Genomic DNA, 22347 nt, shown 5'->3' with positions numbered 1-22347 from the left:
TTTCCTTATTGTGCAGGCTGGGCGAGGGCGCCGGGGATCGCACGGCCGCGCTCGATGTCATGAAGAAGCCCGCCCCGCCGCGTATAGGCGAGCCAGGTGATGCCCAGGCAGATCACGTAAAAGCCCAGAAACAGCCACAGCGCGCCGATCGGGCTGCCGGTCATGGCGATGGACGAGCCGTAAGCCTTGGGGATGAAAAAGCCGCCGTAAGCGCCGATGGCGCTGGAAAAGGCGGTGATCCCCGCCGATTCCATGGCGATCTGCCGGGCGCGCTCGGGCGCCGTCAGCTGCGGCATCAGGCGCGGAACCTCGTGGCCCATGATCACCGGGATCATCTGGAAGGTCGAGGCATTGCCGACCCCGGTAAAGAAGAACAGCGCCATGAAGCCCATGAAAAACGCCGCAAAGCTGCCCGCTTGCAGCGCCAGGATCACCGCCAGCACCGACGCGATCATGCCGACGAACACCCAGAATGTGACCCGCCCGCCGCCAAAGCGGTCGCTGATCCAGCCGGTGCCGGCGCGCGACAGCGCCCCCACCAGCGGCCCCAGGAACACGTATTGCAGCGCGTTCACCTGAGGAAAGGCGATCCTGGACAGCAGCGGGAAGCCCGCCGAATAGCCGATGAAGCTGCCGAAGGTGCCGATGTAAAGCACGCACATCACCCAGTTATGCGCGCGGCCAAAGATCACCGACTGCTGCGCAAAGCTGGCCTTGGCGTCGGCCACGTCGTTCATCCCCAGCCAGGCGGCGACCGTCGCGGCCAGGATGAAGGGCACCCAGACAAAGCCGGCGTTCTGGATCCACAGCTGGCCGCCGTCGCTCAGCGTCTGCGGCGCGCCGCCCATGGCGCCGAACACGCCCATGGTGATGACCACCGGCACCAGGAACTGCATGACGCTGACGCCCAGGTTGCCCAGCCCCGCGTTCAGCGCCAGCGCATGGCCCTTTTCCGCGCGGGGGAAGAAATAGCCGATATTCGCCATGGACGAGGCAAAATTGGCCCCGCCCAGCCCGCACAGCAGCGCCAGCGTCAGAAAGATGAAATAGGGGGTGTCGGGGTTCTGCACCGCATAGCCGATGCCGATCGCAGGCAGCAGCAGCGAGGCGGTGGACAGCGTGGTCCACAGCCGCCCGCCAAAGATCGGCACCACGAAGCTGTAAAAGATCCGCAGCGTGGCGCCAGACAGCGACGGCAGCGCCGCCAGCCAGAACAGCTGGTCGGGGGTAAAGGCGAAACCGATGGCGGGCAGCCGCGCCACCACCATCGACCATACCATCCAGACCGCGAACGCCAGCAGCAGCGCCGGGATCGAGATCCACAGGTTGCGCCGGGCGATGGCGCGGCCCTTTTCGGCCCAGAACTGCGGGTCTTCGGGGCGCCAGTCGTCCAGCACCCGCGGCATCACCGTGCGCTCGGGGTCGTGGATTTCCTGCATTTCGGGCAGGGCGGGCAGGCGGTCCAGCGCCCGGCCATGGGCCTTGCGCTCCATCGAGCGCACCGACAGGTGCATCCACGCCAGCGACACCGCCACGATCACGAACAGCATCGCAAAGCACGAGGTATAGATGCCGGTCAGGTCCAGCAGCGCCCCAAAGGCGATGGGCAGCACAAAGCCGCCAAGCCCGCCGATCATGCCGACCAGCCCGCCGACCGCGCCGACGTGGTTGGGGTAGTAGACCGGGATGTGCTTGAACACCGCCGCCTTGCCCAGGCTCATGAAGAAACCCAGCGCGAACAGGATGATGACAAAGGGCCACAGGCTCATCGAGGTCGCAAAGGCGACCGGGCCCTGCTTGGTCTGGATGGTGTAGGCCGTCGGCGGATAGGACAGCATGAACAAAAACAGCAGCGCAAAGCCAAAGGTCCAGTACATGACCGAGCGGGCGCCGAACTTGTCGGACAGATGCCCGCCATAGGCGCGAAACAGGCTGGCCGACAGGCTGAACGAGGCCGCCGCCATGCCGGCGGTGCGGACATCCACATCATAGACGTTGATCAGGTAATGCGGCAGCCACAGCGCCAGCGCCAGCGCCACGAAGGCGCCGAAGACAAAGAAATAATACAGCGAAAACCGCCACACTTGCAGGTTCTTGAGCGGCGCGAACTGTTCCGCGAACGAGGGCGCGCGGACGCCGGTGCGGCGCCGCTCGATCAGCTGCGGGTCGTCCTTGGCAAAGACGAAGAACACCACCCCCATCAGCGCCAGCCCGGCGGCCCAGACATAGGCCACGCCGTGCCAGCCAAAGGCGACCATGACAAACGGGGCCAGGAACTTGGTGACCGCGGCGCCGACATTTCCGGCGCCAAAGATGCCAAGCGCGGTGCCCTGCTGCGACGAATCATACCAGCGGCTGACATAGGCCACGCCGATGATGAACGAGCCGCCGGCAAGCCCGACGCCAAGCGCGGCCAGCAGATACATCGTATAGCTGTCGGCCAGCGTCAGCGCCCATGTCGCCAGCGCAGTCAGCAGCATCTGCGCCGAATAGACGATGCGCCCGCCGTATCTTTCCGTCCAGACGCCCAGAAAGATGCGGACCAGCGATCCGGTCAGGACCGGGGTGGCGACCAGCAGCCCGAACTGGGTGTCGTTCAGCCCCAGCTCGTCCTTGATGGCGACGCCGATGATGGAAAAGATCGTCCAGACTGCGAAACACGCGGTAAAGGCAATGGTGCTCAGCCCAAGCGCGCGGGCCTGGTCCGCACGAGGGGCTGGGGCTAGGGTCTGCATGGCAGTGGCCTCCGGAAAGAATGGGCCGACCCGGGGCAGGACGGTCCACCCGCTCTTTCGGCAAAAATTCCGCCCGGAACTTGATCTGAGTCATTGTTCGGCATAAAGCATAATGAAATAAATAGCTTACCGAAAATTTTCATGTCGCGGGACGGTAATCTAGCGAGGCCACGATGTCAGAAATCAATTCCGGGCCGGACAATAATCAATCGGCCCCACAGCGGCCCGGCGACGACAGATGGGCCGGCAACTGCCCCAGCGAAAGCGTTCAGGCGGTGCGGCAGCTGCATCTGTTCTCGCAGATGTCGGACGAAAATTTCGCGGCGCTGATGCGCGGCGCCTATGTGCAGAACTTTCCGCCGCAGGTCGATCTGCTGACCGAGGGCGAGCGCAGCGATTTCCTGCATGTGCTGATCTCGGGGTCGGTGGATTTGTTCGCGTCGTGGAACGGCAAGGATGCCTGCATGGCCACCATGCGCCCGGTCTCGACCTTTATCCTTGCCGCGACGATCAAGGATGCGGTCTATCTGATGTCGGCGCGGACGCTGGAAAAAAGCCGGATCGTCCTGATCCCCAGCCAGGACGTGCGCGCGGTGTTCAATGTCGACAACAACTTTGCGCGCGCCGTGGTGACCGAGCTGGCGCAGGGCTATCGCGCGGTCGTCAAGACGCAAAAGGATCTGCAACTGCGCAGCTCGCTGGAACGGCTGGCCAATTTCCTGTTGCGGCAGCAAAGACGCGCGGGCGGCGGCGCGGTTTTCGATCTGGACTTTGAAAAGCGCCGGCTGGCGTCGTTTCTGGGGATGACGCCCGAAAACCTCAGCCGGGCGTTCAAGGGGTTGCAGCCCTATGGGGTGTCGGTGGACGGGATGCAAATCACCATCGGCAACCAGCAGGATCTGGAACGTTTTGCCAAGCCCCATCCGCTGATCGACGATCCGTCCTCGTAGCTCTGCGGGGAAATGAAAAAAGGCGCCCCCTTGAGGGCGCCTTTGTCGATCCGTGGGGAGGAACGGATCAGAAGCGGAAGTTCACGCCAAGCTTGACCTGGTCCAGCTTGACCTTCTGGTCGACGATATCGACGGTGCCGAAGCGGGTGTGCGCATATTCGGCATAGCCCGACCAGTTTTCGTTGAAGCGGTGTTCGGCGCCGATCCCGAGGGTCGGACCTTTCACCGTTTCGGAGATGGTGGTTCCGTTCGCAAGCTCCAGCTTGCCGTGCGAATAGCCCAGCAGGCCGTAAGCCATGGTCTGGTCATTGAACGCATAACCGGCGCGGGCAAAGACCATGCCGAGATCTTTCAGGCGGGCTTCACCATCAGGACCATCTACGCCTGTAATGTCGTCCTTGTATTTGGTGAAGTTGTATTCGGCACCCAGACCGAACACGCCGTTGCCACGCTGCCAGTCATAACCGGCGCGCAGCGCACCGTTGGCGCCATCGGGGCGGGCGGAGAATCCGTCGCCAAGATCCAGCGTGTCGGTCTTACCGTAGTTCAGGTTCGCACCGACATAGCCGCCGGTCCAGGCAGCGATGATCGGGGCGGGGGTGACAACGACAGGCTCGACGTCGACGACGGGGGCGACATAGCCGCCAGCCAGCGCAGGAGCAGCGGCCAGCATGGCCAGCGAGGTCGCCAGTGCAGTTGTTCTGATCATTTTCATCATGTCCTCATTTCCGGGTCACGTTGGTGCAACATAGGTGGGAGCCTGCCGGTTCCCCTTCAATGAACCTGTCCGGAACATGTCCTGAACTGTTGCAAATATGCACCGTTCGTGCGGAAAACAAATTCAACCTGCCGGGAAATTTTCCTGCATCGACGGACGCTTGGATACAGTTTCGAACCATTCCGCCAGCTTTGGGTGGGTGCTGCGCCAGTCCTTGTCGGCAAAGCGGAAATCCAGATAGCCCAGCAGGCAGGCCACCGCGATGGCGCCGGCGTGGAATTCGGCCGAAAGCGCGTCGAACCAGCGGCCCTCAAGGTCGTCCAGCCCGGAATCCACCTTTTCCATCTGCCCGCGCGACCAGTCGTCCCAGCGCTTGTCCTCGGGGCGCAGGACGTTTTCATAGCGGTGCAGCAGCGCGGCTTCCAAGATCGAATCCGCCAGCGCCTCAAGCGTCAGGACGGTAAAGCGGCGGTCGTCCTGCGGATACAGCGTCTGCCCGGTGCGCCCCTGCGAATCGATCAGCGCCGAAATCACCCGGCTGTCGAAAACGGGGGTGTCGTCTTCCAGCAACAGGCAGGGCACCTTGCCGGTGGAATTGTGCTTGACGATGTTGGGGTCGCGTTTGACCGGCCAGGCGGCCGAGGCCAGTTTCTCGATTTCCACCCCCCGCTCGTGCGCGGCCACCATCGCCTTGCGCACAAACGGCGAGGCGGGGGAAAAGAAGATGCGAAGCGTCATGGATTCGTCCTTTTGCTGCGGCCGCCGGTGCGGCCTTTCACGGGTTTGTCGAAAACGGGAACGCGCAGGAAATCCTGTGGGTAAAGCTGCAATTGCAGGTGCAGGTGTTCCAGCGCAAAGGTGATGTGTTCGCGCATGATGGCGCTGGCGCGCTCGCCCTGACCCAGCGCCAGCGCATGGGCGATGCGGCGGTGGTCGTCGTGCGAGCGCTCGATCACGCGGAAATCGCGCCACATGATGACCCGGTCGGACGCCGCCGGCACGTTGTGCAGGCTTTGCACAAAGCTGGTGATCCACGGGTTGCCCGAAAGCTGCATCACCGTGGTGTGGAAATCGACGTTCATCTGCCGGTATTCGCCCAGCTTGTCGGGCAGCAGCTGCCCCGGTTCCAGCAGGCGGTCGCCCTCGGCGACCAGCCGGGCCAGATGCTGGTTCGCGGTCTCGGTCATGCGCCCGGCGGCCAGCCGGCAGGCCATCGCCTCTAGCTCGGCGCGCACGGCGAATGCGCCGGCCACCTCGTCAAAGGAAAACTCGCGCACCGCAAAGCCGCGGTTGCTTTCATAGGTGACCAGCCCGGTCTGGGCCAGCGTGGTCAGCGCCGCCCGCAGCGGCGTGCGCGAGATCCCCAGCGTATCGGCCAGCCGGTCCTGATGCAGCTTGTCGCCCGGCAGCAGCTCGCCGCTGAGAATCGCCTCTCGCAGCTTGCGCATCGCCAGTTCGGTGCTGGTGTGTGGCTCGGTCAAAAAAATGCGCCTCTCGCGGTGGTTTGGCAAGAAATGTATCCATACCCCGGGGTCTGCGCAAAAAATATTTTGCACTGCCGCCGATAATGTGTTCATTACATCGGCAACGACCACAGAGGGAACCCTCGATATGAACGGAATCGTGCTTGTCACCGGTGCGGCCGGTGGCATCGGAAGATCTGTCTGCACGCGACTGGCCGAGGACGGTTTCGCGGTGCTCGCGGCCGATCTGTCGCTTGCAGCCGCGCAAGAGGTGGTGGCGGGGCTGACCGGCGCCGGGCATCGGGCGGTGGCGCTGGACGTCTCCAGCGAAAGCGCCGTCGCCGGGCTGTTTGCAAAGGCCGAATCCGACGGCACGCCCATCGACCATGTGGTGGCCGCCGCGGGGATCCTGCTGTTCGCGCCGAACGGCGACCGCCCGCCGATCACCGACATCACGTTGGAGGAATGGGATCTGACCCAGCGGGTCAATTCCACCGGCACCTTCCTGCTGCTGCGCGAATATCTGCGCGGCGCGGCGCGGCGCACCATCGCGGACGGGCGGTTCGTGGGCTTTGCCTCGGTCGCGGCGCAGCTGGGGGGGTATCGTTCCAGCGCGGCCTATATCGCGTCGAAAGGCGCGGTGATGGCGCTGGTCAAGGCCGGTGCGCGCGAGGCCGCGGGTCTGGGCATCACCGTCAACGCGGTGGCGCCGGGGCTGATCGACGCGCCGATGCTGCGCCAGTCGCTGGCGCCCGAAAACGACGGCGCCATCGCCGCGAACATCCCGCTGAACCGCATCGGCACGCCGGGCGACGTGGCGGGGGCGGTATCGTTCCTGATGGGGCGCGACGCCGGCTATGTGACGGGCGCGGTGATCGACGTGAACGGCGGCTATCGGATGCAATAGGGGCGGCGACCGCGCCACGGGCGCCGGCTGCCGAAGGGGAGTATAGCGGAAATGCGTGCAATCAGTTGGCTGACTCGCGTGCTGGGGTTGATCGCCGGGGTGGCGGTGGGGCTGATGATGTTCCACGTCATGGCCGACGTGCTGGGCAAATACCTGCTGCACAAGCCGGTCCCCAGCACCGCCGAGGTGGTGGCGAACTACTACATGATCGCCTGCGTGTTCCTGTCCCTGGCCTGGATCGAGGCGCGCGGCTCGGCGATCTCGGTAGATCTGGTCTATGATCAGGTCGGCCCGGCCCTGCAGCGGCTGATGCGCAAATGCGGCCAGGTCTTCACGCTGCTGTTCTATGCCGGTTTCGGCTGGTTTTCCTGGGATGTGGCGATGCGCGCCTGGCGCGTGAACGAAACGGTGGACGGGCTGTGGCGCGTCACCACCTGGCCGGCCAAGTTCATGCTGCCGGTCGGCCTGGGCATCGCCTGCCTGATCCTGATCCTCAAAATCTTCAACCTCGACCGCTCCGGCAATGGCGGCGACCACGAATTCTCGCACGGGCTGTAAGTCATGGAACGGATCGAAATCGGTTTTCTGGGCATTGCCATCCTGCTGGGGCTGATCGGCATTCGCGTGCCGATCGGGGCGGCGATGGGCAGCACCGCCTTTGTCGGCATCTGGGCGATGATGGGGTGGAAGCCGGCGGTGGGCATCGTCAAGGCGGTCCCCTTTACCCTGATCGGCGACTGGAACCTGTCGGCCATCCCCATGTTCCTGCTGATGGGCTTTATCGCGGTCGAGGCGGGGCTGACCAAGGGGCTGTTCGGCGCGGCGCGGGTGCTGCTGACCTGGCTGCCCGGGGGGCTGGCATCCTCGACGGTGGTGGCCTCGGCGCTGTTTGCATCGGCCTCGGGGTCGTCGGTGGCGACCTCGGCGGCATTCGCGCGCATCGCCTCGCCTGAAATGTTGAAGGCGGGCTACAACAAGGGGCTGGCGACGGGCTGCGTCGCGGCCTCGGGGACGCTGGGGGCGCTGATCCCGCCGTCGGTGCTGATGATCGTGTTCGGCATCATCCTGAACACCCCGATCAACGCGCTGTTCGTCGCCGGCATCATTCCCGGCCTGCTGACCGCGGCGATGTTCATCGCGCTGATCACCGTGCGCGCGATTCTGGACCCGACGCTGGCCCCCGCGGTCAAGGTCGAGGTCACGCCCGAGGAAAAGCGCGCGCTGATCGCCGATGCCTGGCCGCTGCCGGTGCTGATCATCGGCGTGATGGGCGGCATCTTCGCCGGCATCGTCACCGCGACCGAGGCCGGCGCCGCCGGGGCGTTCCTGGCGCTGGTCCTTGCCGTGATGCGCCGCCGGATGAGCTTTTCCATCTTTCGCCGCTCGGTGATCGAAACCGCCGCCGCCACCGCCGAAATCTTTGTGGTGATGCTGGGGGCTGCGCTGTTTTCGCGCTTTGTCGGGCTGGCGACGATCCCGACCTGGATCATCGGCGCCTTTGACGGCTTCGAGACCTGGCAGGTCCTGCTGTTCATCTGCGTGCTTTACATCGTGATGGGGGCGTTCCTCGAATCCATCTCGATCATGCTGCTGACCCTGCCGGTGCTGGGGCCGCTGCTGATTGCCCATGACGTCAACCTGATCTGGTTCGGCATCATCGTGGTCAAGCTGCTGGAAATCGGGCTGGTGACACCACCGATGGGGATGAACGTGTTCGTCATTAAGTCGGCATTGGGCAATCAGGTCCGGCTGGGCGAGATCTTCCGCGGCGCCACCTGGTTCATCGTCATCGACATGGTGACGCTGGCGATCCTGCTGCTGTTCCCGATCATCACGCTGTGGCTGCCCGGTCTGATGCAGAGATAGCGCGGCGGCGGCCCCACGGCCGCCCCGCCACCCGATTCACCAATACCCAAGGGAGAGAGACCATGAGGAAATACCTGTTGTCCGCCGCCTCGCTGCTGGCCGTTGCCACCGTCGGACTGGGCGCCGCTGCCGACACCTATCAGGCATCCACCTGGCTGGAGCCCAGCCACATCCTGACCAAGGACGCCTATGTCCCCTATCTGGCGGACATCAAGGCCGCGACCGACGGCGCCGTCGATTTCGAGCTTTACACCTCGGGGGCGCTGGTGCCGGCGCAGACCACGCTGTCGGGCGTGGGCGACGGGGTGGCGCAGCTGGGGCTGGTCGCCGCGGCCTATACGCCGTCCGAGCTGCCGCTGTCGGGGATGATCAACGACCTGGCCTTTACCGCGACCGATTCGCTGGCGACCTCGCTGGCGCTGACCGAGATCGCGATGACCAATCAGCGGTTCATCGACGAATATGGCCAGCATGGCACCGTGGTGCTGGGCGCCTATTCGACGCCGACCTATCTGTTCGCCTGCATGTCCGACGTCACCAGCACCGAAAACATCCGCGGCAAGAAGATCCGCACCGCCGGCACGGCGCAGAACGAATGGATCAGCTCGCTGGGCGCGGTGCCGGTGTCCGTCCCCAGCACCGACATCTATTCGGGGCTTGAGCGGGGGTCGATCGACTGCACGATGGGCGATCCGACCAACCTGGAAAACGGACCCAAGTTCGGCGAGGTCACCCGCTCGCTGACCCTGCTGGATCAGGGCACCTCGCTGGGGATGACCTATGTCTATAACAAGGGCTTCTGGAACGACATCGGCCCCGAGGCGCGCCGCAAGATCCTGGACCTGACCGCCCGCGGGATCGCGCTGACCCAGATCAGCTACGAAGCCGCGGTGCAGGATTCGCTGGACAAGACCCGCGCCCGCGGCACCGCCTTTAACGAGCCGGACCAGAGCCTGGTCGACGCGCTGGCCGCGTTCCGCGCCAAGGTGATCGAGACCTATCCGCAGCGCACCCAATCCGACCGCGGCATCGCCGACCCGACCGACGTGGCACAGGAATACCTGACGCTTGAGGAAAAATGGCGCGGCCTGCTGGACGGGGTGGACCGCAACGACGTCGATGCGGTGGCCGCGCTGGTTGCGTCCGAGATCTATTCCAAGATCGACGAGAACAGCTACGGGCTGTGAGCCTTGGCGTGTCCGGGGCGCGCGCGCGCGGCGACCCCGCGCGCCCCGGACAGCACCCCACCCGGCAGCCGGGCGTGACGCGACACAAGCGCCCCCGGCGATGCTCGCCCCAATCTGGTTACGGAGTATGAACTTGAAAAAGTATTTGCTGTCCTTTGCCTCGATTGTTGCCTTTGCAACGGCAACGCAGGCCGACACCTATCTTGCCTCGACCTGGCTCGACCCGGGCCATATCCTGACCAAGGACGCCTATGTGCCGTATCTTGAGGACATCAAGACCGCGACCGGCGGCAAGGTGGACTTTGAGCTGCACACCTCGGCCTCGCTGCTGCCGCCGCTGACGACGCTTAGCGGCGTGGGTGACGGCGTGGCCCAGATCGGGCTGGTTGCGGCATCCTATACGCCGTCGGAACTGCCGCTGTCGGGGCTGATGAACGATCTGGCGTTTCTGGCGCGCGATCCGATGGCGATCTCGCTGGCGTTCACCGAGCTGCTGATGTTCGATCAGCGTTTCATCGACGAATACGCCCAGCACAACACCGTGGCCCTTGGCGGCTATTCGACCCCGATCTATCTGTTCGCCTGCATGAAGGATGTCGTCAGCGCCGAGGACGCGCGCGGCACGAAATTCCGCACCAACGGGCGCGCGCAGAACGAATTCGCCGGTGCGCTGGGCGGGGTGCCGGTGTCCGTGCCGATCAATGACGTCTATTCGGGGCTTGAGCGCGGCTCGCTTGACTGCGCGCTGATCGAATCGACGAATCTGGTGACCGGCCCCCGGCTGGGCGAGGTGATCCGCTCGGTCACGAAGATCGGTCTGGGAACCGGCATGGGCGTAAGCTACGTATACAACAAGGATTTCTGGAACGACATCGGCCCCGAGGCGCGCCGCCAGATCCTTGACGTGACGGCTCGCGGCATCGCGACCCAGCAGATCGGCTATGAAACCGCAGCCGACAAGGCGCTGGATCAGGCCGAGGCCACCGGCACCAAGGTCAACGAGCCGCAGCAGTCGCTGCTCGACACGCTGGAATCGTTCCGCCAGACCGTCGCGGCCACCTATCCCGAGTTCACGCAGACGACCTATAACGTCGCCGACCCCTCGGATATCGCCAAGCAATACCAAGAGCTTGAGCAGAAGTGGATCGACCTGCTGGCCGGTATCGACCGCTCTGACGTCGATGCCGTGGCCGAACTGATCCACGCCGAGATCTTTGCAAAGATCGACGAAAACAGCCACGCGCTGTGACCTGCAACAGGCCCGGGACGACGCTTTCGTCCCGGGCATCCCGACCCGGTTCCCCCGGGTCTGCCGCGCCGGGCGGAACGCGTTCGCAAGCTGAGGTAACTTTCAATGTCCATCGTGAAATCCGCCATCGTCACGGGCGCCGGTTCGGGTATCGGGCGGGCCATCGCCCGGCGGCTGGCCGAAGACGGCCATGCCGTGATCGTCGCCGACCGCTCGGCTGACGGCGCGGCCGAGACCGTGCGCCAGCTGACCGAGGCCGGGCTGTCCGCCCGCGCCGAGGTGCTGGACATCACCGACCCCGCCGCGACCCAGCGGCTGATCGACGGGGCGGAAAATCTGGCGGTGCTGGTCAACAACGCCGGCATCTTCAACACCCGCGATTTCGACGAGCTGACGCCGGATGATTTCCGCGTCATGTATGAGGTCAATCTGGTCGCCATGTTCACCCTGTGCCAGCAGGCGGCGCGGGTGCTGCCCGAGGGCGGGCGCATCGTGAACCTGGCCTCGCGCGCGGCGTTTGGTGCGCGCAACTATGCGCATTATGTGGCCTCCAAGGCCGGGGTGGCCGGATTCACCAAGGCGCTGGCGCTGGAACTAGCGGCCCGGCAGATCACCGTCAACGCGGTGGCGCCCGGCGTGATCGCCACCGACATGCTGCTGGAACGCGCCGAAGGGCTTGAAGGTCTGCGCGTCCAGCAACCCACCGGCAAGCTGGGTGCCCCCGAACATATCGCCCATGCCGTCGCATTCTTTGCCGACCCGCGCGCCGAATTCGTCACCGGACAGGTGCTGATCGTTGACGGCGGCCGCTCGGTCGGCGGCACCGCCGCTTTTTGAGGAGAGCAGGATGACACTGGAACCAACCACCCTTGCCGGCCGCACCGCCGTCGTCACCGGCGCGGGGCAGGGGATCGGCGCCGCGATTGCGCAGGCGCTGCTGGCCGCCGGCGCCCATGTGGTCGCCGTGGACCGCGAGGCGGACGGCATCACCGCGCTGGCCGCCAGCCCGAATGTGACCGCGGTGCAGGGCGATGTGACCGACCCGGCGCTGCCCGACCAGATCGGGGCGGCCATCGACGCGGCCGGCCTGTCGCTGGATATTCTGGTCAACAACGCCGGCGTTGCCCGCGGCGCCCATGCGCTGGACACCTCGGACGAGGATTTCACCCGCTATTACGAAATCAACGTGCTGGGGCTGTTCCGGCTGTCGCGCTGGGCGGTGGAACGGATGATGCGCAGCGGCGGCGGGGCGATCATCAACACCGCCTCGATCTTTGGGCTGATCGGGGCGCAGAATTCCTGCGGCTATTCGGCGTCAAAGGCGGCGGTGATCGGGCTGACCCGGCAGATGGCCAATGATTTCGGCCCGAACGGCATCCGCGTCAACGCGGTGGCGCCGGGGCTGATCGAAACGCCGCTGACGGCCGAGCGTATCCGCACCGAAGCCTGGCGCCGCCACCAGATGATCGACGGCGCACCCCTGCGCCGCGCCGGACTGCCCGAGGACGTGGCGCGGGCCGTGCGTTTCCTTGCCTCGGACGAAGCGTCCTTTGTCACCGGGCAGGTGCTGGCGGTGGATGGGGGCTGGGCGATGGGCCGCTATCCGCGAGAAGAGACGATCCATGCGCCGGCCTGACACACCCGAGCTGCCGGACAGCTGCGACCTGCTGGTGATCGGATCGGGGGCGGCCGGCATGGCCGCCGCCATCTCGGCCCGCCACCACGGGCTGAACCCGGTCATCATCGAGAAATCCGACCTGTTCGGCGGCTCGACCGCCGTGTCGGGCGGCGCGATCTGGGTGCCCTGCAACCCCATCGCCGCTGCCGCCGGCATGACCGACAGCCGCGATGCCGCGCGCCGCTATATCCAGGGCGAAACCGGCAACCTGTTCAACGCGGAACTGGTCGATGCGTTTCTGGACAAGGGCCCCGAGGCCATCGGGTTTTTCAACGACCAGACCGCGCTGAAGCTGTCGCATCGTGCGGTCTCGCCCGACTATCACCCCGATGCCGAGGGCGCGACCGAGGGCGGGCGGGCGCTGGATGCGCTGGACTATGACGGCCGCCGGCTGGGGGCCGAACTGGGCCGGATGCGCCCCCCTTTTCCCGATTTCACCATCCTTGGCGGGATGCCTCTGGGCCGTCCCGACATCTATCATTTCCTGCGCATGGGGCGTTCGGTGACATCGGCGCTTTATGCGACGAAAACCGTGGCGAAATACGCGTTGGACCGGGTGATGCGCGGCCGCAACACAAGGCTGGTGATGGGCGCCGCCGTGTCGGGCCGGCTGGCCGAGACGGTGTTTGCGCTGAACATTCCGCTTTGCACCGGGCATGAGCTGCTGGCGCTGATCCGCGACGACAGCGGCCGCGTGACGGGGGCCGAGGTCAACAGCCCCAAGGGCGTGCGCCGCATTACCGCCACCCACGGGGTGGTGCTGGCCGCCGGCGGCTATCCCCACGATGCCGCCCGCCGGCGCGAGACCTTTGACCACGTGAAACGCGGGCTGCCGCATTATTCCATGTCTCCGGTCGCGGGGACCGGCGGCGCCATCGCGGCGGCGCAGGCCATCGGGGCGGGGTTCGTCGAAAGCAACAGCAACGGCGGGTTCTGGACGCCGGTGTCGCTGCTGCCGAACCCGGACGGGACGAAACGGCCGTTCCCGCATCTGTTCCTTGACCGCGCCAAGCCGGGGGTGATCGCCGTCGATCATCACGGGCGGCGATTCGTCAACGAATCCGCCAGCTACCATGATTTCGTGCAGGGGCTGATTGCCCGGCTGCTGGCCGAGGGGCAGCGCTCGGGTTGGCTGATCGCGGATCACCGGGCGGTGCGCCGCTATGGCTTGGGCGCGGCGCACGCGTTCCCGGCGCGGATCGGCAAGCACATCGCCAGCGGCTATCTGAAACGCGCCGCGACACTGGCCGAGCTGGCCAGCCAGTGCGGCATCGACCCGCAGGGACTGGAACGCAGCGTCGCCAGTTTCAACGCGGCGGCGGCGCGGGGCGAAGACCCCGAGTTCGGCAAGGGCTCGACCACCTATCAGCGGTATCTGGGGGACGCGGAAAACGCCCCGAACCCCTGCCTGCGCCCGCTTGAAGGGCCGTTCTACGCCGTCGAGATCTTTCCGGGCGACATCGGCACCTCGATGGGGCTGGACGTGACCGGGCGGGGCGAGGTCAAGGACCGCAAGGGCCGGGTGATCGAGGGGCTTTACGCCTGCGGCAACGACATCAACTCGATCATGTCGGGGGCCTATCCGGGGCCGGGGATCACGCTGGGGCCGGCGCTGACATTCGGCTATGTCATCGGGCAGGTGGCGGCCGGCAAGGGCTGAGCGGCGTGCCAACAGCAAAAAGGCCCGGAGCGATCCTCCGGGCCTTTTTCGTGGCAAACGGGGTGGTCGGTTCAGGCGGCGGGCGCGCGTGGTGCCACGGCCTCGGGGTGGGCGGCAAGGAATGCCGGATGCGCCGCGCAGGCCCGCGCCACCGCGCTGATGCGGGGCAGGTGGTCAAAGCCCACGCCCCAGCGGCTGGCGTTGTAAAGCTGCGGAATCAGCGTGCAATCCGCCAGCCCCGGCCGGTCGCCGTGGCAGAAACGTCCGGTAAAGCCGGGGTGGTCCAGCAGCCGCTCGACCGCTGCCAGCCCGCGGCTGATATTGTCGCGGTTCCATTCGCTGCGGGCATCCGCGCCGGCCAGCGCCTCGATACGCGCCAGCACCGACAGGTTCGACACCGGGTGCACCTCGCAGGCGATGGCCAGTGCGATGGCGCGCACCCTTGCGCGGGCGGCAGCATCGGCCGGCAATAGCGCGGGGTCGGGGCGGGTTTCGTCCAGATAGGCAAGGATCGCCAGCGATTGCGTCAGCACCAGCCCGTCGATTTCCAGCGCGGGCACCAGCCCTTGCGGGTTCAGCGCCAGATGCGCCGGCGCCCGCTGGTCGCCCGCCACCAGATCGACCACCACCCGCTGATAAGCGACGGATTTCAGCGCCAGCGCGATCCGCACCCGATAGGCGGCGGACGACCGCCAATAGTCGTGCAGGACCACCCGCGCGCCCCCGGTTTCGGTCGCCGCCATGATCATTCCGCCGCCGGCACGACCCGACCCGCGCAGGGGCCAAAGCCGATGCGATAGCCCGGGCCGTCGGCATGGGCGTAAAGCCCGATCTCGTCGCCGTCCTCGATGAAGGTGCGGGCCTGTCCGTTCACCGTCACCGGGGTCTTGCCGCCCTGGGTCATTTCCAGCAGCGCGCCGGTCTGGTCGGGGGCGGGGCCGGAAATCGTGCCGGTGCCCAGCAGGTCGCCCACCCGCATCGGGCAGCCCGATTCGGTGTGATGCGCCAGTTGCTGCGCGCTGGACCAATACATCACGTTGTAATTGGTGCGGGCCATCTGCTGCCCGTTCATCGTCCAGCCGACGGTCAGGTCGTAAAACCCGGGGCGGGTTTCGTGCAGATAGGGCAGGATGTCGTTGTCGCGGGGCGCGCCTTGGCTGCGAAATGGTTCCAGCGCGTCGGTGGTCACGATCCATGCGCCGATGGTGGTCCCCAACGCCTTGGCCTGGAACGGACCCAGCGGCTGGTATTCCCACGCCTGGATGTCGCGCGCCGACCAGTCGTTCAGCAGCACATAGCCAAAGATCATCTGCTCGGCCTGCTCGACGCTGACCCGCTGGCCCATGGTGCTGTCGGCACCGACGATGGCGCCCAGTTCCAGTTCCAGATCCAGCCGACGGCAGGCGGTCCATTCGGGGCCGGATTCGCCGCGCACCTGCCCCATGGGACGGCGGATCGGCGTGCCGGTCACCACCACCGACGAGGCGCGGCCATTATAGCCGATGGGCATATGCGTCCACTGCGCCGGCAGCGCGTTTTCCGGGCCGCGAAACAGCACGCCCACGTTGAACGCGTGGTTCTTGGACGCATAGAAATCGGTGAATTCGGTCACCCGGATCGGCAGGTGCAGCGTGGCCTCGGCCATGGGAACCAGCGGCAGCGGTTCGGTCGCGGCTTCGGACAAAAGCTCGGTCAGCCGGGCGCGGGTGGCGGTCCAGACCTCGCGGCCGAGGGCGATGAAGTCATTCAGCTGGGGGCGCGAAAACGTGCCGCGCGCGTCGATCAGCCCGCTGCCTTCGCAGGCGGCCAGGTCCAGGATCATGTCGCCGATGGCGACCCCGCAGCGGCGCGCGCCGCCGTCCACGGAAAACACCCCGTAAGGCAGGTTCTGGATGGGAAATTCGCAGCCCGCCGCATTGGCGGATGCCACCCGGCTTTTCAGCGTCGCAGCCATGGTCGGTCCTCGCGTATGAAATGACCTCGGCGCCCGGGCGGGCGCAGAGGAAAAATGATGGGAAAGACGGGCGCTCAGCCCCGGCGCGCGGTCACTTGACGCCGGGGGTGCCGTCGAATTTCTTTTCGAGCTGGTTCCACACGTCGATGTATTCTTCCTGCATCGGGGCCTCTTTCGCGGCATACTCGGTCAGTTGCTGCGGAAAGCGGGTCTCGAACATGAAGGACATGGTGTTTTCGTATTTCTCGGGCTTGAGATCGGCGTTCGAGGCATTTTCGAACGCCTCGCGGTCCGGCCCGTGCGGCAGCATCATGTTGTGCAGGCTCATGCCGCCCGGCGCAAAACCTTGCGGTTTGGCGTCATACTGGCCGTAGATGTTGCCCATCAGCTCGGACATGATGTTCTTGTGATACCACGGCGGGCGGAAGGTGTTTTCCATCACCATCCAGCGTTCGCGGAACAGCACAAAGTCGATGTTCGCGGTCCCCGGCACCCCCGACGGCGCGGTCAGCACGGTAAAGATCGACGGGTCGGGATGGTCGAACAGGATCGCGCCGACCGGGCAATAGCTGCGCAGGTCGTATTTGAACGGCGCGTAGTTGCCGTGCCATGCCACCACGTCCAGCGGGGACTGGTCGATATTGGTGCGGTGGAACTGGCCGCACCATTTCACGGTGACGGTCGAGGGCACCTCGCGGTCCTCGAACGCGGCGACGGGGGCCTTGAAGTCGCGCGGGTTGGCCATGCAGTTGGCGCCGATCGGGCCGCGGCCGGGCAGCTCGAATTTCTGGCCGTAGTTTTCGCAGACGAAGCCGCGCGCCGGGCCCTCAAGCACCTCGACCCGATAGACGAGGCCGCGCGGGATGACGGCGATTTCCTTGGGCTCAAGGTCGATGATGCCCAGTTCGGTCGCAAAGCGCAGCCGGCCTTCTTGCGGCACGACCAGCAGCTCGCTGTCGGCCGAAAAGAAATAGTCGTCCACCATCGATTCGGTCACCAGATAGACATGGCTGGCCATGCCGACCTGCGTATTTACGTCGCCGGCCGTGGTGATCGTGCGCATCCCGGTGATCCAGGTCAGCGGCTCGGTCGAATGGGGGATCGGATCCCAGCGATACTGCCCCAGCGAGGTGATATCGGGCAGCACGTTCGGCGCCGATTTCCAGTAAGGCACGTCGATGCGGTCATAGCGGGCCGAGTGGCGGACCGACGGGCGGATGCGGTAGCACCAGGTCCGCTCGGGCGGGTTGGCGGTAAAGGCGGTGCCCGAAAGCTGTTCGCCGTAAAGCCCATAGTTGCATTTCTGGGGCGAGTTCATGCCCTGGGGCAGGGCGCCGGGCAGGGCCTCGGTTTCGAAATCATTGCCGAAACCCGGCATGTATCCTGCGACCGTGCCGGTGGTGACGCTGGCGCGCACCATGGATTTCGGCAGTTCATGGGTGGTCATGCTGGTTCCCCCGAAGCAGATCATTTCTGTTGCAACGATATGCCGTTGCGTCGGCAACGATGTCAAGGCCCGAGTGGGGGTGCTCGGTCCGCGGTTCAGGTTCCGGTGCCAGTGCCCCCCGGCCGGGGAAAGCTGGTGCCGTGGCCGGTTTCGGGGTGGGTGACGGCGGCGATGGCGCGGTCGAGCGCGGCGATGCCGCGGGTCAGGGCCTCGCGGTCATGGGGGGGCATCGCGTCCAGGATTTCCTGCGCGCGGGCCTCGACCTCGGCAAAGACGCGGGTGAACAGGGCCTCGCCCTCGGGGGTGATGCGATAGTCGCGCAGCCGCCGGTCCGACCCCAGCACCGCGCGGGTGATCAGCCCCTTGGCCTCAAGCCGGGTGGCGGCGCGGCTGACCTGCACCTTGTCCAGCGAGGTCCGCTGCGCCAGCTCAAGCGAATCGAGCTTGCCCGCGTCCTCAAGCAGGAACAGCAGCCGCCATTCCTCGCGCGACAGCCCGTGGGTGCGGCCATAGACGGCGACCAGCTGGCGCGAGAACGCCTCGGCCGTGACCGCGATCCGATACGGAAAAAAGGCTTCCAGTTTCATGCAATGGCCCCGTGACAGACAATCCGGCAAGATTTCAAACGCAACAATGTCATGCCGGTGATGCCGGAACCGATCCGCTGCCGTCAAGCTGCGCCAAGGTCGCGGGGTCCGGCGGGCGAAAGACGGCGGCTATTTGTATTCGATGATCCGGCTTTGCCGGGCGCGCAGCCGGTTGAGCCAGTAGCGCAGCGCGCCGTTTGCCTCGGCGAATTTGCCCAGCATGGAAAGACCGGCGGCCTGCGGCCCCATGCGCCGCGAAAGCCGCAGGAATTGCAGCGGATAGAGCAGCAAGAGCACCAGAAAGCCCCGGTCCACCAACGCCAGCAGCAGGATCGTCAGCGGCAGCGCAAACCCCCATACCAGTGCGCGCAGGGTTTCGCGGATGTAATGGCGTTCGGGGCCGCGCCCGTGCAGGGCGGCGCCTTCGGCAAAGGCGTGGCCGCCGCGGACTGCGCGCGACCAGAACTGCCCCAGCCGGTGCATCGTGGCGTCGTGCCGGGTCATGTCGCTGTCGATCCGCCAGATCTCGCCGCCGGCGCGGCGCAGCCGCAGGGCAAGCTCGGGTTCCTCGCCCGCGATCAGGCTGTCGCGATAGCCGCCCGCGGCGCTCAGCGCGGCAGAGCGCATCAGCACGTCGCCGCCGAACGGCGTGCCGGGGCCGGGCGGCGTGTTCCATTCGTCTTCGCACTGGCGGTTATAGATCGAGGCGTCGGGGAACCGTTCGCGCCGCCGCCCGGCGACCGCCACGACCTGCGGGTGGCTGTCCAGAAACCCGACGGCCTGCGCCAGCCAGCCCGGGACCAGTTCGCAATCGCCGTCGATGAACATGACCAGCGCCGGCGCGTCCGGCCCGGCCATCAGCCGCGCGAACCCCGCATTGCGCGCCCGCGCCGCCGTGAACGGCACCGAGGGGTCCAGCACCACCACATCCGCCCCCGCGCGGCGGGCGATGTCCAGGCTGTCGTCGGTCGAGCCGGAATCCACATAGACGATCGGCGCCGCCGCCTCGGACCCCAGCGAGGCAAGGCAGGCGGCCAGCCGCGGCCCCTCGTTGCGACCAATGACCACAGCGCCCGCACGACAGGCGGCGGGATCGGACAAAGATTGCGTAAAATCGGTCATATTGCCCCGGTTCTGGCCTGTTCGCGCTTTCGATCCTACTGTTCTCTCCTTATGAGGTGAAGTCGAAACGGGCGCGGGGCACGGGATGCGGGCAAGGCCGACTCAGAAAATCGAGGATTCCCAGCTGCCGGTCGCGCTGGCGCAGCCCGAGACCCGTCGCCACCTGACGGAAACCGAAATCTCGCTGAACTGGCAGCGCCTGCCCTCGGTGCAGGTGGACCGCAGCGTGCTGCGGGAACATCAGCTTTATTCGGAAAGCCAGCCGGACGGCGATCCCTCGGCCGCGTTTGACCTGCTGCGCACAGAACTGTTGCAGGCCGCGCATAACCACGGGCTGACCCGCATCGCCGTCACCAGCGCGCATCGGGGCGCCGGGGTGTCCCATGTCGCGGCCAACCTGGCCATCGCCATCGCGCGGCGCAAAAGCGCGCGGGTGGTGCTGGCGGACCTGGATCTGGCGCGTCCGGATCTGTCGGGGCGTTTCGGCATCCGCGCCCCCGGCCCGCTGGTGCCCGTGCTGATGGGCGAGGTCGCCCCGATGGTGCAGCCGCTGCGCGTGGCCGGCAATCTGGCGCTGGTGCTGAACGAACAGCGCAGCACCGCGCCGGCCAGCGTGCTGGGCGAACACAGCGCGCGCGAGGCACTGGACGAGATCGAGCGGATGCTGCAACCCGACATCATGCTGATCGACCTGCCGCCCCTGACCGAAGGCGATGCGGCGCTGTCGATCCTGCCGGCGATGGACGGTATCCTGCTGGTCGCGGACGGCACCAGGACCACCCGCGACGACCTGCAACGCTGCGAACGCGCGCTTGAAGGGAAATCCCGGCTGGTCGGGCTGGTGCTGAACCGGGCCGAAGACACCACGCGGCGCTGGTGGCGCCGCCCGAAACGGAACTGAGGCGATGCTGCATACGGTGCGAACCCCGGGCGATTTGCTGTCGGCGCTGTGGCGCGCGCGCTGGGTGGCCGGCGCGGTTCTGATCGTCGGATCGGCGGCCTCGGTGCAGATCGCGCTGATGCAGCCGCACAGCTACGAATCCTCGGCGCTGCTTCAGATCGACAACCTGCAATCGGTGAACCCGGAAAACGACGCGCGCACCAGCCTGGCCAGCTCGGCCTGGCTGGAACAGATCGAGGCGCGGCTGATGCGCCGCGACCATCTGTTGCAGATCATCCAGGACTACGGCCTGTTTGCCGACCTGTCGGCCACCGACAACGAAAAGGTCGCGCGGCTGCGAGAGATGCTGCAAATCCTGCCCGTCAGCCAGCGCGCGCCCGTCTATGGGGTCGAACCGGCGATGGGCCTGTTGCAGGTGATCGCGCGCGCCGAATCGGCGGATCTGGCGGCCACGCTGGCCAATGACCTGGCCGCCCAGCTGGTCCAGCTGAACGTCGAGATCGTCGAGCAGCGGGTGCAGGAAACCGCCGCGTTCTTCATCCACGAAGAAGATCGGCTACAGCAGCAGATTGCCCGGGTGGACGGCCGGATTTCCGACTATCGCCGCCGCAATTTCGACGTGTTGCCCACGGGGCTGCACAACCGGGCCGAAGAGCTGCTGCAACTTGGCGTTTCGATCCGGGACATCGACGCCGAACTGGTGGCGCTGCGGCGCAAGCAGGCGTCGGCGAGCGACCGCGGCTCGGCGCTGGAACGGCAGGCGGCGGCCGATCTGGAACGGCAGATCGCGGTTCTGGAAACCCAGCGCGAAGCCTTGCAGGCCCGCGTCACGCAGATCGAGGACACCGCCCGGCTAAGCGTGACCGCCGAGGCAGAGCTGGCCGCGCTTGACCGCGACCGCGAATCGCTGCGCGAGCAGCTGGCCGGCATCGCCAGCCGGCGCGTCGCCGCCGAAAGCCAGCAGCGGCGCGACAGCTCGATGGTGTCGGATTCCTTTACCTTGCTGGAACGGGCGGTGCCGCCGGATTATCCCACCTCGTCGCAGCGCAAAAAGGTCGCGCTGGCCGGCGGGGTGCTGTCGGTCATGGCGGCCATTGCGCTGGCGCTGCTGATGGAAATGCGCCGCCCCGTGATCCGCACGGCGGCGCAGATGGAACGGATCACCGGCTTGCGGCCGGTGATCGACCTGCCCGACACCGCGCCCCGGAAAACGCGGGGCTAGCTAGCAGCCGGTCCCGCGCAGCACCACCCGGACCGTCTGCATCAGCAGCGAGATATCGCCGCGCAGCGTCAGGCTGGCATCATAGGCGTCGTCGAACCGCGCCCGGTCGGCAAAGGCCGAATGGTGGCGCGCGCTGACCTGCCAGGGGCCGGTCAGGCCCGGCCGCAGCCGGTAATACGCGTTCGAGGGATACAGCTTTTGCTGGTCCAGCATCATCGGACGCGGGCCGACCAGGCTCATGTCGCCGGTCAGCACGTTCCAAAGCTGCGGCAGCTCATCCAGCGAGGTCTGGCGCAGGAACCGCCCCACAAGCGTGATGCGCGGATCGTGGGTCAGTTTCTGGCTGCGATCCCATTCCGCCCGTGCGGCGGGGTTGGCGGCCAAGTGGCTTTCCAGCAGCGTATCGGCATCCGGCACCATGGTGCGCAGTTTCCAGATACGGAATGCGGATCCGCCCTTTCCGACCCGAAGCTGAGAATAGAACGGGTTGTGCCGTTCGATGATCAGCGTCGCGAGGGCGATCAACCCTACGGTAAAGACGAGAATGGGCAATACCAGCAGGACGAGAGTTATGTCCAGCAGGCGCTTTCCCCCATAGCGATAGAGCGGCGCCGTGACATGTTCGGCGTTCGGGCCACTATCGACCCCGCCGATCCGTTCGATACTCATACTTGCCCCCAAAACATCAGGCGACTCTCCAA

The 22347-nt window shown here is 66.2% G+C and carries 20 protein-coding genes and 1 pseudogene; 11 read left to right on the top strand and 10 right to left on the bottom strand.

The window, feature by feature from the left end:
- Positions 1–5: 5 nt before the first annotated feature.
- Positions 6–2735 (bottom strand): nitrate/nitrite transporter, encoded by a 2730-nt coding sequence (locus tag BLW83_RS16020; RefSeq protein WP_090848439.1) that lies wholly within the window; start codon positions 2733–2735, stop codon positions 6–8.
- Positions 2736–2995: 260 nt separating this feature from the next.
- Here BLW83_RS16020 and BLW83_RS11870 point away from each other — a divergent pair.
- Positions 2996–3685: pseudogene (locus BLW83_RS11870) on the top strand (helix-turn-helix domain-containing protein); the annotation flags it as partial.
- A gap of 67 nt (positions 3686–3752) precedes the next feature.
- Here BLW83_RS11870 and BLW83_RS11865 read toward each other — a convergent pair.
- The 3 genes from BLW83_RS11865 to BLW83_RS11855 all read right to left on the bottom strand — a co-directional run bounded on the left by BLW83_RS11865 (position 3753) and on the right by BLW83_RS11855 (position 5884).
- Positions 3753–4400 (bottom strand): outer membrane protein, encoded by a 648-nt coding sequence (locus BLW83_RS11865; protein WP_218139126.1) that lies wholly within the window; start codon positions 4398–4400, stop codon positions 3753–3755.
- 126 nt (positions 4401–4526) lie between these two features.
- Complete coding sequence (locus tag BLW83_RS11860; RefSeq protein WP_090848436.1) at positions 4527–5141, bottom strand: glutathione S-transferase family protein; 615 nt, start codon at positions 5139–5141, stop codon at positions 4527–4529.
- Positions 5138–5884, bottom strand: coding sequence for a GntR family transcriptional regulator (locus tag BLW83_RS11855; RefSeq protein WP_090848435.1), 747 nt, complete (start codon positions 5882–5884; stop codon positions 5138–5140). The genes BLW83_RS11860 and BLW83_RS11855 overlap by 4 nt, the downstream gene beginning before the upstream one ends.
- A gap of 130 nt (positions 5885–6014) precedes the next feature.
- Between BLW83_RS11855 and BLW83_RS11850 the strand changes: the two genes are divergently transcribed.
- The 8 genes from BLW83_RS11850 to BLW83_RS11815 all read left to right on the top strand — a co-directional run bounded on the left by BLW83_RS11850 (position 6015) and on the right by BLW83_RS11815 (position 14413).
- Complete coding sequence (locus tag BLW83_RS11850; protein ID WP_090848434.1) at positions 6015–6773, top strand: SDR family NAD(P)-dependent oxidoreductase; 759 nt, start codon at positions 6015–6017, stop codon at positions 6771–6773.
- A 51-nt stretch (positions 6774–6824) separates the two neighbouring features.
- Complete coding sequence (locus BLW83_RS11845) at positions 6825–7331, top strand: TRAP transporter small permease subunit (RefSeq protein WP_090848433.1); 507 nt, start codon at positions 6825–6827, stop codon at positions 7329–7331.
- A 3-nt stretch (positions 7332–7334) separates the two neighbouring features.
- On the top strand, positions 7335–8639 hold the full coding sequence (locus tag BLW83_RS11840) for a TRAP transporter large permease (RefSeq protein WP_090848432.1): 1305 nt from the start codon (positions 7335–7337) through the stop codon (positions 8637–8639).
- Positions 8640–8701: 62 nt separating this feature from the next.
- Positions 8702–9826, top strand: coding sequence for a C4-dicarboxylate TRAP transporter substrate-binding protein (locus BLW83_RS11835; RefSeq protein WP_090848431.1), 1125 nt, complete (start codon positions 8702–8704; stop codon positions 9824–9826).
- 133 nt (positions 9827–9959) lie between these two features.
- Entirely contained in the window at positions 9960–11075 is a 1116-nt protein-coding gene (locus tag BLW83_RS11830; RefSeq protein WP_177172562.1) for a C4-dicarboxylate TRAP transporter substrate-binding protein, read from the top strand.
- A 105-nt stretch (positions 11076–11180) separates the two neighbouring features.
- Entirely contained in the window at positions 11181–11912 is a 732-nt protein-coding gene (locus BLW83_RS11825; RefSeq protein WP_090848429.1) for an SDR family NAD(P)-dependent oxidoreductase, read from the top strand.
- A 10-nt stretch (positions 11913–11922) separates the two neighbouring features.
- Positions 11923–12711: an SDR family NAD(P)-dependent oxidoreductase gene (locus tag BLW83_RS11820; RefSeq protein ID WP_090848428.1), complete on the top strand. Its 789-nt coding sequence runs from the start codon at positions 11923–11925 to the stop codon at positions 12709–12711.
- Complete coding sequence (locus BLW83_RS11815) at positions 12698–14413, top strand: FAD-dependent oxidoreductase (RefSeq protein ID WP_090848427.1); 1716 nt, start codon at positions 12698–12700, stop codon at positions 14411–14413. Before BLW83_RS11820 ends, BLW83_RS11815 begins: the two co-directional genes overlap by 14 nt.
- 71 nt (positions 14414–14484) lie before the next feature.
- Here the strand turns inward: BLW83_RS11815 and maiA are convergent, their stop codons facing one another.
- The 5 genes from maiA to BLW83_RS11790 form a co-directional block, all read right to left on the bottom strand.
- Entirely contained in the window at positions 14485–15156 is a 672-nt protein-coding gene (gene maiA / locus BLW83_RS11810) for a maleylacetoacetate isomerase (RefSeq protein ID WP_218139125.1), read from the bottom strand.
- A 2-nt stretch (positions 15157–15158) separates the two neighbouring features.
- The gene (gene fahA, locus BLW83_RS11805) at positions 15159–16367 is read right to left on the bottom strand and encodes a fumarylacetoacetase (RefSeq protein WP_090848425.1); all 1209 of its coding nucleotides are present in this window, start codon (positions 16365–16367) and stop codon (positions 15159–15161) included.
- Between the two features lie 91 nt (positions 16368–16458).
- On the bottom strand, positions 16459–17814 hold the full coding sequence (gene hmgA / locus BLW83_RS11800; protein WP_090848504.1) for a homogentisate 1,2-dioxygenase: 1356 nt from the start codon (positions 17812–17814) through the stop codon (positions 16459–16461).
- A gap of 95 nt (positions 17815–17909) precedes the next feature.
- Positions 17910–18401: a MarR family winged helix-turn-helix transcriptional regulator gene (locus tag BLW83_RS11795; protein WP_090848424.1), complete on the bottom strand. Its 492-nt coding sequence runs from the start codon at positions 18399–18401 to the stop codon at positions 17910–17912.
- A 129-nt stretch (positions 18402–18530) separates the two neighbouring features.
- A complete protein-coding gene (locus tag BLW83_RS11790; RefSeq protein ID WP_425433955.1) occupies positions 18531–19469 on the bottom strand; it encodes a glycosyltransferase family 2 protein in 939 nt (312 codons plus the stop codon).
- A 139-nt stretch (positions 19470–19608) separates the two neighbouring features.
- On the opposite strand from BLW83_RS11790, the gene BLW83_RS11785 reads away from it, so the two are divergent.
- Both BLW83_RS11785 and BLW83_RS11780 read left to right on the top strand, forming a co-directional pair.
- The gene (locus BLW83_RS11785) at positions 19609–20424 is read left to right on the top strand and encodes a CpsD/CapB family tyrosine-protein kinase (RefSeq protein ID WP_090848422.1); all 816 of its coding nucleotides are present in this window, start codon (positions 19609–19611) and stop codon (positions 20422–20424) included.
- A gap of 4 nt (positions 20425–20428) precedes the next feature.
- Positions 20429–21646 (top strand): Wzz/FepE/Etk N-terminal domain-containing protein, encoded by a 1218-nt coding sequence (locus BLW83_RS11780; protein WP_090848421.1) that lies wholly within the window; start codon positions 20429–20431, stop codon positions 21644–21646.
- Here BLW83_RS11780 and BLW83_RS11775 read toward each other — a convergent pair whose 3' ends face one another.
- Complete coding sequence (locus BLW83_RS11775) at positions 21647–22315, bottom strand: sugar transferase (RefSeq protein ID WP_090848420.1); 669 nt, start codon at positions 22313–22315, stop codon at positions 21647–21649.
- Between the last annotated feature and the right edge of the window lie 32 nt (positions 22316–22347).

This window comes from Paracoccus alkenifer (assembly GCF_900108405.1).
Taxonomy (GTDB): domain Bacteria; phylum Pseudomonadota; class Alphaproteobacteria; order Rhodobacterales; family Rhodobacteraceae; genus Paracoccus; species Paracoccus alkenifer.
Note: the sequence above shows the minus strand (reverse complement) of the source record. Positions and strands in the feature narration are given on the sequence as shown.

Bases quoted from the DNA above. Each gene is read 5' to 3' on its own strand.
- BLW83_RS11775 (WP_090848420.1), bottom strand. From the start codon at position 22,315: ATGAGTATCGAACGGATCGGCGGGGTCGATAGTGGCCCGAACGCCGAA.
- BLW83_RS11815 (WP_090848427.1), top strand. From the start codon at position 12,698: ATGCGCCGGCCTGACACACCCGAGCTGCCGGACAGCTGCGACCTGCTG.
- maiA (WP_218139125.1), bottom strand. From the start codon at position 15,156: ATGGCGGCGACCGAAACCGGGGGCGCGCGGGTGGTCCTGCACGACTAT.
- BLW83_RS11850 (WP_090848434.1), top strand. From the start codon at position 6,015: ATGAACGGAATCGTGCTTGTCACCGGTGCGGCCGGTGGCATCGGAAGA.
- BLW83_RS11780 (WP_090848421.1), top strand. From the start codon at position 20,429: ATGCTGCATACGGTGCGAACCCCGGGCGATTTGCTGTCGGCGCTGTGG.
- BLW83_RS11845 (WP_090848433.1), top strand. From the start codon at position 6,825: ATGCGTGCAATCAGTTGGCTGACTCGCGTGCTGGGGTTGATCGCCGGG.
- hmgA (WP_090848504.1), bottom strand. From the start codon at position 17,814: ATGACCACCCATGAACTGCCGAAATCCATGGTGCGCGCCAGCGTCACC.
- BLW83_RS11860 (WP_090848436.1), bottom strand. From the start codon at position 5,141: ATGACGCTTCGCATCTTCTTTTCCCCCGCCTCGCCGTTTGTGCGCAAG.
- BLW83_RS11785 (WP_090848422.1), top strand. From the start codon at position 19,609: ATGCGGGCAAGGCCGACTCAGAAAATCGAGGATTCCCAGCTGCCGGTC.
- BLW83_RS11825 (WP_090848429.1), top strand. From the start codon at position 11,181: ATGTCCATCGTGAAATCCGCCATCGTCACGGGCGCCGGTTCGGGTATC.
- BLW83_RS11820 (WP_090848428.1), top strand. From the start codon at position 11,923: ATGACACTGGAACCAACCACCCTTGCCGGCCGCACCGCCGTCGTCACC.
- BLW83_RS16020 (WP_090848439.1), bottom strand. From the start codon at position 2,735: ATGCAGACCCTAGCCCCAGCCCCTCGTGCGGACCAGGCCCGCGCGCTT.
- BLW83_RS11835 (WP_090848431.1), top strand. From the start codon at position 8,702: ATGAGGAAATACCTGTTGTCCGCCGCCTCGCTGCTGGCCGTTGCCACC.
- fahA (WP_090848425.1), bottom strand. From the start codon at position 16,367: ATGGCTGCGACGCTGAAAAGCCGGGTGGCATCCGCCAATGCGGCGGGC.
- BLW83_RS11795 (WP_090848424.1), bottom strand. From the start codon at position 18,401: ATGAAACTGGAAGCCTTTTTTCCGTATCGGATCGCGGTCACGGCCGAG.
- BLW83_RS11840 (WP_090848432.1), top strand. From the start codon at position 7,335: ATGGAACGGATCGAAATCGGTTTTCTGGGCATTGCCATCCTGCTGGGG.
- BLW83_RS11865 (WP_218139126.1), bottom strand. From the start codon at position 4,400: ATGAAAATGATCAGAACAACTGCACTGGCGACCTCGCTGGCCATGCTG.